The sequence below is a fragment of the Pseudomonas putida NBRC 14164 genome, assembly GCF_000412675.1.
Lineage (GTDB): Bacteria > Pseudomonadota > Gammaproteobacteria > Pseudomonadales > Pseudomonadaceae > Aquipseudomonas > Aquipseudomonas putida.
On record NC_021505.1, the window covers coordinates 3545669 to 3559323 of the forward strand.

At 63.3% G+C, this 13655-nt stretch carries 11 protein-coding genes; 1 reads left to right on the top strand and 10 read right to left on the bottom strand.

Going from position 1 to position 13655, the window contains the following annotated elements; all coding sequences use genetic code 11:
• Positions 1-124: 124 nt before the first annotated feature.
• Positions 125-1309 (bottom strand): M20 aminoacylase family protein, encoded by a 1185-nt coding sequence (locus tag PP4_RS15710; protein ID WP_041168069.1) that lies wholly within the window; start codon positions 1307-1309, stop codon positions 125-127.
• A gap of 16 nt (positions 1310-1325) precedes the next feature.
• A complete protein-coding gene (locus PP4_RS15715; RefSeq protein ID WP_041167767.1) occupies positions 1326-2627 on the bottom strand; it encodes an MFS transporter in 1302 nt (433 codons plus the stop codon).
• A gap of 372 nt (positions 2628-2999) precedes the next feature.
• Between PP4_RS15715 and PP4_RS15720 the strand changes: the two genes are divergently transcribed.
• A complete protein-coding gene (locus PP4_RS15720) occupies positions 3000-4130 on the top strand; it encodes a porin (protein ID WP_016500185.1) in 1131 nt (376 codons plus the stop codon).
• Here the strand turns inward: PP4_RS15720 and PP4_RS15725 are convergent.
• From PP4_RS15725 to PP4_RS15755, 8 genes are all read right to left on the bottom strand, one after another.
• Positions 4107-5045: a LysR family transcriptional regulator gene (locus PP4_RS15725; protein WP_016500186.1), complete on the bottom strand. Its 939-nt coding sequence runs from the start codon at positions 5043-5045 to the stop codon at positions 4107-4109. The genes PP4_RS15720 and PP4_RS15725 overlap by 24 nt on opposite strands.
• An 82-nt stretch (positions 5046-5127) precedes the next feature.
• On the bottom strand, positions 5128-5634 hold the full coding sequence (locus tag PP4_RS15730) for a peroxiredoxin (RefSeq protein ID WP_016500187.1): 507 nt from the start codon (positions 5632-5634) through the stop codon (positions 5128-5130).
• Positions 5635-5722: 88 nt separating this feature from the next.
• Entirely contained in the window at positions 5723-5863 is a 141-nt protein-coding gene (locus PP4_RS29380) for a hypothetical protein (RefSeq protein WP_016486219.1), read from the bottom strand.
• Between the two features lie 228 nt (positions 5864-6091).
• Positions 6092-7084: a lipoyl synthase gene (gene lipA, locus PP4_RS15735; protein ID WP_016500188.1), complete on the bottom strand. Its 993-nt coding sequence runs from the start codon at positions 7082-7084 to the stop codon at positions 6092-6094.
• Between the two features lie 166 nt (positions 7085-7250).
• Positions 7251-8507 (bottom strand): serine hydroxymethyltransferase, encoded by a 1257-nt coding sequence (gene glyA / locus PP4_RS15740; protein ID WP_016500189.1) that lies wholly within the window; start codon positions 8505-8507, stop codon positions 7251-7253.
• A gap of 63 nt (positions 8508-8570) precedes the next feature.
• Positions 8571-11441, bottom strand: a complete 2871-nt coding sequence (gene gcvP, locus PP4_RS15745) for an aminomethyl-transferring glycine dehydrogenase (RefSeq protein WP_016500190.1) — start codon at positions 11439-11441, stop codon at positions 8571-8573.
• Positions 11442-11456: 15 nt separating this feature from the next.
• Positions 11457-11834 carry a glycine cleavage system protein GcvH gene (gene gcvH, locus PP4_RS15750; RefSeq protein WP_016500191.1) on the bottom strand — a complete coding sequence of 126 codons (378 nt, stop codon included), beginning with the start codon at positions 11832-11834 and terminating at the stop codon, positions 11457-11459.
• A gap of 261 nt (positions 11835-12095) precedes the next feature.
• Positions 12096-13628, bottom strand: coding sequence for a sigma-54-dependent transcriptional regulator (locus PP4_RS15755; RefSeq protein ID WP_016500192.1), 1533 nt, complete (start codon positions 13626-13628; stop codon positions 12096-12098).
• Between the last annotated feature and the right edge of the window lie 27 nt (positions 13629-13655).

The window sequence follows — 13655 nt, forward strand, 5'->3', positions numbered from 1 at the left end:
GGACCTTGCCTGAACGTCACTTCACCCTGAACATGAAGCCTTCAGGGTAAAGCCTGCCCCTGGAGGGAGAGTCAATGGCCCCGGGGCCAAGGGGCCAAAGCTGCCGGCCTGCCATGCACAGGCGTCAACGCAGGTAGTCCTGCACCCACTTCACCCAACAATCGGCGCCTATCTTCACCAACGCGTCGTTGAAGTCGTAATGAGGGTTGTGCACCGAGCAACCATGGAACTCGCCCGTACCGTTGCCCAGCATGAAGTAACAGCCTGGCCGTGCCTGCAGCATGTAGGCGAAGTCTTCGGTGCCCATGACTTTCCTGGGCATCTTGTCCAGCATCGCCCCATCGGCGAACAACGGCCGCAGGCTTTCCCGCAGCAACGCGCTTTCGTGATCGCTGTTGCACAACGCTGGCGCCAGTTGGGTGATTTGCACCTCGATCTCCACGCCAAAGCTTTCGGCGTGCCCCCTGGCCAGTGCGTCGATGCGGCTGTTGATCTTCTGCTGGGTCTCGGCCGTGTCTGTGCGCACGCTCAGTAGCATGCTCGCCTCGTCAGGAATGATGTTGTAGACGGTACCGGCCTGGATCATGCCGATGCTGATAACGGCATAGTCCTCGACGCTCAGGTTGCGCGACTTGATGGTCTGGATGCCACTGATCAGGCTGTTCAACGCCATCACCGGGTCTACCGACAGTTCCGGCATCGCCCCGTGCCCGCCTTTGCCGGTGATACGAATGCTGACCCGCTCGGAGGACGCCATGGTCGGGCCGGCCTGCACCACACAGGTGCCCACCGGCATGCCGGGCATGTTGTGCAGCGCATACACCGAGTCACACGGGAAGCGCTCGAACAGGCCGTCGTCGATCATCGCCTTGGCCCCGGCCAGGCCCTCTTCGTCCGGCTGGAAGATCACGTTCAACGTGCCGTTGAAGCTGCGCGTGGCTGCCAGTTGCGCAGCGGCTGCCAGCAGGATCGCGGTATGCCCGTCATGGCCACAGGCATGCATGCGGCCGGGGATCTTGCTGGCATGCGCGAAGGGGTTTTTCTCGCTCATGGGCAATGCGTCCATGTCTGCCCGCAGGCCGATGCTGCGTGGGCTGTCCCCTGCTTTCAATACGCCGACCACCCCATGCCCGCCTACGTTGCGATGCACTTCATAACCCCAGGCCTGCAGCTTGTCGGCCAACAACGCCGCCGTGTCCGGGGTGTCGCCGCCAAGCTCCGGCGCGGCATGAATCTGCCGGCGAATCACGACGAACTCATCCAGTTCAGCCACCGGGGCCTGAGTTTGGTTGCTCGGGAAAGTAGTCATGTTCAAAGTGCCCATGTCACTCGCATCCTTTGTTTTCGGGGAAGTATTTGAGGCAGGCCAGGCTGACAACGCCGCCGGCCAACAGGAAGTAGGCCGGCGCCATCGGGGTGCCGAGCGCAGCAATCAGCCAGGTCGCCACCAGCGGCGAGAACCCACCGAAAATCGTCACGCCCAGGCTGTAGCTGACCGAAGTGCCAAACGAGCGCCGCGCTTTCGGGAAGCCCTCCATCATCAGCGCAAAGAACGCACCGGCACCGATGCAGGTAGGCAGGATCAGGACCGCCACGCACATCATGGCCAGGCCCATATGCTGCACCTGCCCAAGCAGGTAGAACACCGGCAGGGTCAGCACCACCGGCATGGCAACCGTCCACCCCAGCAGGCGCTTGCGCAGCTGGTACTTGTCGGCAAACTTGCCCGCCAACGGGCAGATGACCGCCATGCAGCCGCTGCTGATACAGGCAATCGCCATAGCGCTGCCGGCCGGGTAATGCAAGGCCGTGGTCAGGTAAGTGGGCATGTAGAACACGAACAGGTACATGCCGATGGTCGAGCTGGCCATCAGGCCGATACCCTGGGCGATACGTTTGAGCAGCTCGGCGTCCAGCACCTGGTCGGCCTTGTGCGCCGGGGCGGCCTCATGGGTTTCTGGCAAACGCGTGCGAATGTACCAACCGACCGGGCCGATCAGCAGGCCGAACATGAACGGTACCCGCCACCCCCAGCTTTCCAGGGCCGCGGGGTCGAGCAACTGGCTGAGGGCAAAGCCAAAGCCGGCCCCCAGCAATGCGGCGTATCCCTGGCTGGCGGCCTGCCAGCTGACGTTCTGGCAACGGTTGCCAACCGCACTGGACTCCATCAGGAACACCGAGGCAGTACCCACCTCCCCGCCGGCCGACATGCCCTGGATGAGCCGGCCAGCCACCAGCAACAGGGTCGCGAAAATGCCGATCTGCGAATAGGTGGGCGCAAATGCGATCAGCGCAGTACCCAAGGTCATCAGCCCGATGGTCAGGCTCAATGCCGCCTTGCGCCCGCGCCGGTCGGCATAGCGACCGATGACCATCGCCCCCACCGGGCGCATCAGGAAACCGACACCGAAGGTGGCCAGCGACATCAGCAACGAAGCCATCGCCGACTCGGAGGGGAAGAAATGCTTGCCGATCAGCACAGCAAAAAAGCTGTAGATCGTGAAGTCGTACATTTCCAGTGCATTGCCCAGCGAGCAGGCAATCAAGGTTTTACGTGAGGAAGATGCCTGCGCGGCTGAATGCGCGCCCGTCTGCATGAGGGGCGGTGCGGGTAGCGGTCTAGTCATTGTTATCTCCGATGGCAATTCGCGGCGTGCAGCGAATATCGGCCAATCGGGCACCCAACACACTTGCAGTTTAGGCATGTGGCTAACCATTGGTTAATTGACCGGACCGGTCGCTGACCAATTTGCCCTGAACTGGCGCACAGATTACCTTGCCTCTGCGCGCTGCCCCGTTAGTGCTCACTCAAGCGGGCAGCAAGCGCGGCCTCGCGCGTGCTCCAAGCCTGTCTAGCGCAGACCTTCTCGCCAACCGTAACGCCCCGCAGGGCCTTGATTAACCAAACGGCATGACATGGCCGAATAAGCAATCACGCTGCAACGTGCTGTTCATCGACGCTACAGCCACCACATCACTGTGCTGGCCTGGAGTCGTGAATGAACACTCGCACTACGTCGTTGCTGTTGATGATCCAAGGGGCATGCCTTGCCGCGCAGGCACAGGCCGAGGGCTTTCCGACGCTCGGCCGGATTGCGCCGGGGTTTGGTTATTACGGGGTGGATTACGGTTTCGATGACAAGCTCAAGGTCTACGGCACCGTGGATGCGTTCGCCAGCTATCACGACTCGCAGCACCACTCGGGCTTTCGCCTGGCCGGCGGTGGCGCCTGGACCAACAAGGTCGGGCTGTATGCCCGCAAGGGGCTGAACCCCGACACCGTGCTGGAACTCGACGTCGAGGAAGGCTTCAACGTGAATGGCAAAGCCCTGGAGGGCACCTGGGACACCATTGGTACCCTGCGCCTGGCAACGGTCGCCCTGCGCTCGCGCACCCTGGGCAAGCTTGAGTTCGGCAAGACCTACAGCATGGGCACGCCCACCTACGCCGACCCGTTCCTGGCCACCTACGGCTCACCCTACACCTACCTGGCCCTGCCGGCCGCCGGCAAGGGCGCTTTTTACCTGGACCTGCGCCCCAAGCACACCCTGGCCTACACCAGCCCGAACCTGAACGGCTTCAGCATCGGCACCGCGCTAAGCTTCGGCTTCGACGATGCCGCCAGCCAGGGGCGCACCGTGCGTGGCGGCGGCGCCAGGCTGCAATACCGCAACAGCCGGGTGATGCTGCTGGCCTCCTACAACCTGTATTACAGCGACCCCTGGGACGACGCTGGCACTTCACGTCAGGCCGCCAACTACTACAAAAGCCTGTCGGCGTTCTACGATTTCGGCCCACTGGCCACCAGCCTGACCTGGCAACGCCAGGACGTAGACCAGGCCGGCACGCCCAGTACCACGCTGTACACCTTCGGGGTGATGGCGCCAGTCGGCGAGCGGGATGTGCTGCGCCTGGCCGTGATGCAACGCGAGGTCACCGCCCGCGACAAGGACGCAGCAGGGGTAATGATCGGCTATGACCATTTCATCAACCCACGCTGGGCCGTCTACGGACGGCTCGGCCTGATTGCCAACCAGCGTGCGTCGTCCGTCACCTACGCAGGCACCCCGGTGGATCAGGTTGGCGACAACCCTGGCAACGTGTCGCTAGGCATGTACTACCACTTCTGACGCCACTGGGCGTGTTTGCCTGAGTACCTGCCCGCGCAAGCTGTGGAACAGCTCCTGGGCAGGCGCCGTAAGGCTGTGGCGGTCGATACAGACCAGGTTGATGGGGTAGTCCGGAATCAGTTCCTGCACGGCCATGGCCACGTACTCGCAATCCACGCCAAAGGTAAACCCCCGGTCCACCGCCAGCTCGCTGATGGTCATCAACGATTCGGTGTTCTTCAGCAGCTTGAGCGCCATCATCACAGAGGTGCACTCAATGGTGTTCTGCGGCACCTGAAGGCCGTTCACCTCAAACAGCTGGTGAAACTGCGAAGCCTGGTCGGACAGCTCGTCCAGGCTGATCCAGTGGCCGTACTGCAAGGTGCGCAGCGACTTGGAAAACTTTTGTGCGTTGGACGCGTGGCAAATCACCCTGCCCTTGATACTGCCCAGCGCCTCCCAGTCCAGGCTCAGCCGGCTCAGCGGTTGCTGCGAGGTAATGGCAAAGTCCAGGCTGCCGTCGCGCAGGCGTTGCAGGATCTGGCTGGGGCGCAAGTCGGTGATGGTGATCTTCACTCGCGGGTACTTGCGCCGGAACGCCAGGATGCTCTCATCGACACCATCGAGCATCGCCGTCAGCGATGTGACCCCGATCGACACAGCGCCCAGCGCGGCATCCTGAATGCTCGCCGCTTCGATCTGCAGGCGACGAATGCTCTCCACCACGAGGTTGGCGTGGCGAATGACACGCTTGCCTTCCTCGGTAAGGGCCATGCCTTTGTGCGAGCGCTGCAACAGGCTGAAGCCGACCTCCCGTTCCAGGTCCTTGATCGAACGGCTCAGCGCAGGCTGGGTAATGTGCATGAGCTTGGAAGCTTCAAGGATGCTGCCTGCGTTGTGGATGGCGACCAGCGCCTTGAGTTGATGCAGTTTCAACCGTCTTTTCCCTTGTTGTTATCGGGTCGGTTTGAAATAGGCTTTGGCGACCCTGACAGGCCCTGACTGAAAGGCCTGGCGGCTAAACGTGACGCAACGTGGCCAGCATGCTCGCCGCATCACTGACCTCGAACTTGCCAGGCGCTTCGACAGCGATGTGTTTGACAACCAGGTTGTCGACCACCATGGCGTAACGCAGCGAACGGCGACCCAACCCACGCGCCGACAGGTCCTGGCTCAGGCCCAGTGCGTCGCTGAATTCGCCGTTACCATCGCCGATCATCCTCACCGCTTCGCCCACCTGCAGGCTGTTGCCCCAGGCATTCATGACAAAGGCATCGTTCACGGACACACAGAGAATCTCGTCAACGCCCTCGGCGAACAACGCTTGTGCCTCAGCGACATAACCCGGGACGTGGCGTTCGGAGCAGGTAGGCGTGAACGCGCCGGGCAAACCGAACACAACCACTTTTTTCTGCTTGCAGCGCTCGTGAACGGAAAAGGCATTGGGGCCGATCGCGCAGGCGCCCTCGTCATTGTTGTACTCGTACAGCGTAACGTCGGGCAGTAGATCGCCAGTGTTGATCATCGTGGTCTCCTGGGTGCGTTGATGGCCGGGCACGTTATGATGCCGCAGTCCACCAGGCCAGGTACACCATGCCCGCCGCAACGTCCGTTCAACGCGCCAATATCGCCTGGGTATGGTCGATGGAAGGAACGGGCACCAGCACACGCCGAGCCGCCAGCCATTCCCGCATGCGCGCCGTATCGAAAATCTGCCCCTCTTCCATCATCACCAGGATGAGCGCTTGTGACATTCGGTAACATCCACACTGGGAGCAATGCCGCTCTTCCCATCCATGGGTGCATTCAACGGATTGCGCCTGCCCTGCGCAAATCAGACAACTCATGTAAGCCCCCTGTTGTTTTTGTCCATGGAGGGTGAACGCAAGGTTACGAAAATCGTATGCCAAGCGCTGTACATGAGATTTTCATGCCAACTTTGAACTCCCTGCCTTTTTCAAAGCGCGATCAGGGCACAACGCTCAACCGGCAACGACGCGTTCCGCTAACTGCACCTGCTGGTCAGCATGGTAGGACGAACGCACCAATGGCCCGGACGCCACGTTTCTGAACCCCATTGCCAAGCCCTGCTCGGCAAACCAGGCAAAGGTGTCCGGGTGCACGAAGCGCTGCACCGGCAGGTGGCTGCGTGAAGGCTGCAAGTACTGCCCCAACGTCAGCATGTCGACCTGATGCTCGCGCATGCGCTGCATCACTTCGATCACTTCTTCATCGGTTTCGCCCAGGCCGAGCATCAGCCCGGACTTGGTCGGCACCTTCGGTACCTGGTGCTTGAAGCGCTCCAGCAGGTCCAGCGACCACTCGAAATCCGAGCCCGGCCGGGCCGCCTTGTACAGGCGCGGCACGGTTTCGAGGTTGTGGTTGAACACGTCTGGCGGTTCTTTCCCGGTGATGGCCAGGGCCACCTCCATGCGCCCGCGGTAATCGGGCACCAGGGTTTCCAGCTGAATGCCCGGCGACAGCCTGCGGATCTCGCGCAGGCAATCGGCAAAATGCCCGGCGCCGCCATCGCGCAGGTCGTCCCGGTCCACCGAAGTGATCACCACGTACTTCAGGCCCAGGTCGGCGATGGCGATGGCCAGGTTCTTCGGCTCGTCGACGTCCAGCGGCCTGGGCCGACCATGGCCGACGTCGCAGAACGGGCACCGCCGGGTGCAGATGTCGCCCATGATCATGAACGTCGCCGTGCCGCCAGAGAAGCACTCCCCCAGGTTCGGGCAGGCGGCTTCCTCGCACACGCTGTGCAGCTTGTGCTTGCGCAGCAGGGCCTTTACCCGCGCTACCTCGGGTGTGGTAGGGATGGCCACGCGAATCCAGTCGGGCTTGCGAGGCACATCCTCGGTGGGCAGGATTTTAACCGGGATACGCGCCACCTTTTCGGCGCCGCGCAGTTTCACCCCGGCCTGCACAGGCTGCGGTCGCGGTGGTGTGTGTTGCAGTTGTTCGGTTGGCACGGCTGGCTCCTGGCTCTGGGCTGATATTGACCGACAGCATCACAGCGGGGCTGCTTTGCAGCCCTTCGCGGGCTTGCCCGCTCCCACAGGTGCGGCACTGGACTCAGGTATAGCGCAACTCCTGTGGGAGCGGGCAAGCCCGCGAAGGGCCGCAGAGCGGCCCCATTTACGAGGCCGGATATACCGGGAACAGCTTGCACAACTCAGAGACCTGGCCCGCCACATGGGCTTCGACGTCAGCATCACCGAGGTGGTCGAGAATGTCGCAGATCCAGCTTGCCAGGGCACGGCACTGCGCTTCCTTGAAGCCACGGGTCGTCACCGCCGGGGTGCCAATGCGCAGGCCCGAGGTCACGAACGGCGACTGCGGGTCGTTGGGCACGGCGTTCTTGTTCACCGTGATGTGCGCACGCCCCAGGGCAGCATCGGCGTCCTTGCCGGTAATGCCCTGGCGGATCAGGCTGACCAGGAACAGATGGTTGTCGGTGCCGCCTGAAACCACGTCGAAGCCCCGCTGCATGAACACCTGTGCCATGGCCTGGGCGTTGCTGATGACCTGGCGCTGGTAGTCCTTGAAGCCAGGCTCCAAAGCCTCCTTGAAGCACACCGCCTTGGCCGCGATCACGTGCATCAGCGGCCCGCCCTGCCCGCCCGGGAACACCGCCGAATTGAGCTTTTTCTCAAGCTCCGGGTCCGCCTTGGCCAGAATCAGGCCACCACGTGGACCGCGCAGGGTCTTGTGGGTGGTGGTGGTGACCACATCGGCATACGGCAGCGGGTTGGGGTACAACCCCGCCGCTACCAGCCCGGCGACGTGGGCCATGTCGACGAACAGGTAGGCCCCGACCTTGTCGGCGATCTGCCGAAAGCGCGGGAAGTCGAGGGTTTTCGAATAGGCCGAGAAGCCCGCCACGATCATCTTCGGCTGGTGCTCGACGGCCAGGCGCTCGACTTCGTCGTAGTCGATCAGGCCGTTGGCGTCGATGCCATATTGCACCGCGTTGTACAGCTTGCCCGAGGACGACACCTTGGCACCGTGGGTCAGGTGGCCGCCATGCGCCAGGCTCATGCCCAACAGGGTGTCGCCGGCTTGCAGCAAGGCCAGGTAGACCGCAGCGTTGGCCTGGGAGCCGGAATGCGGCTGGACGTTGGCATAACCCGCCCCGAACAGTTGTTTTGCACGGTCGATGGCCAACTGCTCGACCACGTCGACATGCTCGCAGCCGCCGTAATAACGCTTGCCGGGGTAGCCTTCGGCGTACTTGTTGGTCAGTTCGGTACCTTGGGCCTGCATCACCTGCGGGCTGGTGTAGTTTTCCGAAGCGATCAGCTCGATGTGGTCTTCCTGGCGTTGCACTTCGCGGCGGATGGCCTCGGACAGCGCAGGGTCGAAATCGGACAGAGTCAGGCTTTTATGGAACATGGCTGTGATTCCTTGATTGTCTGGTGGGCAAATAGGGCCCGGAGCGGCTCCGGGCCAGCAGGGTCAGGCGTCTTGATAGCTCGACAGCGGCGGGCAGGCGCAGGCCAGGTTGCGGTCGCCGTAAACGTTGTCCACGCGCCCGACCGGCGGCCAGTACTTGCTCTCGCGCAGGTCGGCAAGCGGGTACACCGCCAGTTCCCGGCTATAGCTGTGGGCCCATTCACCGACCAGTTCGCTGGCAGTGTGCGGGGCGTTCTTCAACGGGTTGTCGAGCGCGTCCAGGGTGCCGTTTTCCACCGCGCGAATTTCTTCGCGGATGCAGATCATCGCGGCGCAGAAGCGGTCCAGTTCCTCCTTGGACTCGCTCTCGGTCGGCTCGACCATCAGCGTGCCGGCCACCGGGAAGGACATGGTCGGGGCATGGAAGCCAAAGTCGATCAGCCGTTTTGCCACATCCTCCACGCCAATGCCGCTGCTGTCCTTGAGCGGGCGCAGGTCAAGAATGCACTCGTGGGCCACCAGGCCGTTCTCGCCGGTGTACAGCACCGGGTAGTGCTCTTCCAGGCGCCGGGCAATGTAGTTGGCACTGAGGATCGCCAGCTGCGAGGCACGCTTGAGCCCTGCCCCGCCCATCATGCGGATGTACATCCAGGTGATCGGCAAGATACTTGCACTGCCATACGGAGCTGCACTTACCGCCCCCTGCTGCTTGGGCAGGTGGCCGTGCCCCGGCAGAAACGGCGCCAGGTGCGCCTTGACGCCGATCGGGCCGACCCCAGGGCCACCACCGCCGTGGGGAATGCAGAAGGTCTTGTGCAGGTTCAGGTGCGACACATCGCCACCGAACTTGCCGGGCGCACACAACCCGACCATGGCGTTCATGTTGGCGCCGTCCAGGTACACCTGGCCGCCACACGCATGAATGATGTCGCAGATTCGCGTGATGACGTCTTCGAACACACCGTGGGTCGAAGGGTAGGTAATCATCAGGGCCGCCAGCCTGGCCTTGTGTTGCTCTGCCTTGTGCTGCAGGTCGGCCACATCGACATTGCCGCGCTCATCGCAGTTGACCACCACCACCTGCATGCCGGCCATCTGCGCCGTGGCCGGGTTGGTGCCATGGGCCGACGACGGGATCAGGCACACATCACGCCCGGCCTCGCCACGGCTGGCGTGGTAGGCGCGTATGGCCAGCAGGCCGGCGTACTCGCCCTGGGACCCGGCGTTGGGCTGCAACGACATGGCGTCATACCCGGTGGCCGCACACAGCATGGCCTCCAGCTCATCGGTCAGTTGGCGGTAGCCCAGCGACTGGCTGGCCGGGGCGAACGGGTGGAGGGCGCCGAACTCGGGCCAGGTGATCGGGGTCATCTCGCTGGCAGCGTTGAGCTTCATGGTGCACGAGCCCAGGGCGATCATGCTGCGGTCCAGGGCCAGGTCCTTGTCGCCCAGGCGACGCAGGTAGCGCATCAACTCGGTTTCAGAGTGGTAACGGTTGAACACCGGGTGCTGCAGGTAATGCGTGTCACGCAGCAGCACCGACGGCAGGCAATCGGCACCGTCGGCAGCCAAAGCGGCGAAGTCCGGAAGCGCCTGCCCGGCGCCCGCGAACACCTGCCACAAGGCCTCGACGCTCCCCTGCTCGCAGGTTTCATCCAGCGCGACGCCAACCCGTAAGTCGTCGATCAGGCGCAGGTTCAGCCGGGCAGCGTTGGCCGCCGCCAGCACATCGGCCAACGGCCTGGCGGTTACCACGCTGACGGTGTCGAAGAAGTGCGCCTGTTCGACATGATGCCCAAGCTGGCGCAACCCCTGCACCAGGATCGCCGTCAGGCGATGCACTCGCCGGGCGATCTGTGCCAGGCCTTGCGGACCGTGGTAAACCGCATACATGCTGGCGATGTTGGCCAGCAGCACTTGGGCGGTGCAGATGTTGCTGGTAGCTTTCTCGCGGCGGATATGTTGCTCGCGCGTCTGCATGGCCAGGCGCAAGGCCGGTTTGCCGAAGCGGTCGATGGACACGCCGACCAGGCGGCCGGGCATGTCGCGCTTGAACACATCGCGGGTGGCGAAGTATGCCGCGTGCGGGCCGCCGAAACCCAGTGGCACACCAAAGCGCTGGGCGCTGCCGATGACCACGTCTGCGCCCCACTCCCCCGGGGGCGCCAGCAAAGTCAGGGCCAGCAGGTCTGCGGATACCGAAACCAGCGCGCCCGCTGCGTGGGCGCGTTGCACCAAGGCCCGGTGATCGACAATTGCACCGGTACTGGCCGGGTACTGCAACAGCAGGCCGAAATAGCCGTCCAGGGGCTGGCCCTCCAGCGCCGCCTCATCACCGATGACCACCTCGATACCCAGTGGCCGCGCACGGGTAAGCAACACATCGAGGGTTTGCGGGTGGCAATCGCGGGAAGCGAAGAACGCCGGGGCTTTGTTCTTCGCCAGGCGCTTGCAGAAGGTCATGGCCTCGGCGGCAGCGGTGGCTTCATCGAGCAACGAGGCGTTGGCGATTTCCATACCGGTCAGGTCGCTGACCAGGGTCTGGAAGTTCAGCAGTGCTTCCAGGCGGCCTTGGGAAATTTCCGGCTGGTACGGGGTGTACGCGGTGTACCATGCCGGGTTCTCCAGCAGGTTGCGCAGGATCGGGGCCGGCGTATGGCAAGGGTAATAGCCCTGGCCGATGTGGTTGCTATACAGCTGGTTGTTCGCGGCAATCCCCTTGAGTGCGGCCAGCGCCTCTGCCTCGCCCTGCCCCGGGGTCAGCGTGAGCACACTGCTGCCTTTTATACTGGCGGGGATGACGCTGTCGACCAGCGCATCGAGCGAATCATGGCCGGTCAGCGCCAGCATGGCCTCGATGTCGTCTTCGCGCGGGCCAATGTGACGGGCGACAAATTCATCAAGCGTGCCCAGCGGGATACAGGGGTTGTTCATGGCGGCCACCCCGGTTCAGGCGTTGTCGGCCAGGAAGCGGTCGTAGCCGTCCTGGTCCATCAGGCTATCGAGGTCAGCAGAGTTGCTGGCCTGGATACGGAAGAACCAGCCGTCCTGCATCGGCGAGGCGTTGATCAGCTCAGGGTCGTCGGCCAGTGCCTGGTTGACGGCTACCACCGTGCCTGTTACCGGCATGGTGATGTTGCTGGCGGCCTTTACCGACTCGAGCACCGCGACTTCATTGCCTTCCCCGTACTCACCAGGCTCCGGCAGTTGCACGAACACCACGTCACCCAGGGCCTGCTGGGCATAGCTGGTAATGCCGACGGTCAGCTCGCCGGTCGCTTCCAGACGCAGCCATTCGTGTTCGGGCGTAAAACGCAGAGTGCTCATGGACGTTCCTCTCTTGTTATCGGGTGGGTCCCTGTGCGGGACTGCCAGATACAAGAGCAAGGGCGATGCCAACTCGATATTTTCTATATTTATCAGCACCTTAGAACATTAATCCGAACTTTTAGAAGTACCTGCGCCGGAGCGTATCCGCTCCACCGCCAGCGCCCGGCAATCACCTGGTGTGGGGCCCGCCACTGGATACGGGCTCCACGGCAAAACGGAGCGCAATCACTCCAGTGGAGCGCATTCGAACCGGGTCAGCTACGAGACCCGGCTGGCGATGCCGTACTTGCGCAGGCGCTGACCGATGGCCGTGTGGGAAGTCTGCAGCCGCACGGCCAGTTGCCGGGTCGAGGGGTAGCTCTGGTACAAGTTCTCCAGCAAGGCCTTTTCAAAGGCCTGCACGGCCGCCTCGAGGCTGACGATTTCCGCCCCCTCGGCCTGCTGGCTGCTCAATGCGGTGCCGGCCAGTTCCAGGTCGTCGCAGTCGATCACCTCGCCTTCGCTGATGGCTGCTGCGCGGAAAATCACGTTCTGCAACTGGCGCACATTGCCTGACCAGCGGTTGCCCAGCAGCAGCGGATGGGTGGCCAACGCCAGGCGGCAGGGTGAGCGCTGTATCTGCGCACAGGCCTGGCGCAGGAAATGTTCGGCCAGCAGCAGAATGTCCTTGCCGCGCTCCCGCAGGGGCGGCACCTTCAGGTTGAGCACGTTCAGCCGGTAGTACAGGTCTTCGCGGAAACTGCCCTCCATCACCATGTTTTCCAGGTTACGGTGGGTGGCGCAGACCACCCGCACATTCACCCGCACCTCGTTGCCACCCCCCACCCGGCGAAAACTGCCGTCGTTGAGAAAGCGCAGCAGCTTGGCCTGCAGGTAGGGCGACATCTCGCCCACTTCATCGAGAAACACCGTTCCGCCATCGGCCAGCTCCAACAGGCCCGGCTTGCCACCGCGCTGGGCGCCGGTAAAGGCGCCGGCGGCGTAGCCGAACAGCTCGCTTTCGGCCAGGCTTTCGGGCAGCGCTGCGCAGTTCAGCGCCAGGAATGACGTATCGCGCCGGGCACTGAGCGCATGGCAGGCACGGGCCACCAGCTCCTTGCCCGTACCGGTCTCGCCCTGGATCAGCAACGGCGCCTCCAGGCTCGCCACTTTGTGCAAGCGCGCCTTGAGCGCCTGCAGCGCGGCCGATTCCCCCAGCAACGCCCCAAGCCCTTCACCGTTGTCATGCAGCAGCGAGGCCAGGCGCTCGCCGATCCGGCTGGGTGGGTACAGGGTCAGCAAGCCGCCCACCAGGCCTTCGGCGCCGCCGCTGATGGGCGTGGCCTCCAGCAGCAGGGACTGGTCCTGAAAGCTCACCTCGCACATGGGCAGGCGAAAACCCTTGTCGATCAGGTTCTGCGCCAGGTTCGGCTCGGCAAACAGCTTGCTCAACGGCTCACCCGCCGGCTCGTGGCCCACCAGGCTGACCAGCGTCGGGTTGGCCAGCAGCACATGGCCAGCGGGGTCCACTGCCAGCACCGGGTCGCTCATGGCGGCCAGCAAAGCCTCCAGTTGCAAGCGCCGGCGGTGGCCCGGCAGGAAGTCGACCAGCGACACCTCCTGCACACCGTCCACCCCCAACAGGGCGGCATACAGTTCATCCAGCACGACCGGGGACAGCGTCGGGGCATCGATGTAGACGTTGGGCGGAATCATTTCCACCGCGTCCAGGTTGAGGTTGCGCGCCCCGAGCAGCGACAGGATTTCCTGGGTGATGCCGACACGGTCGACAAAGTTGACGTGGATTCTCATCTAAGCTCCTCAGCCAAAATCCCTGTT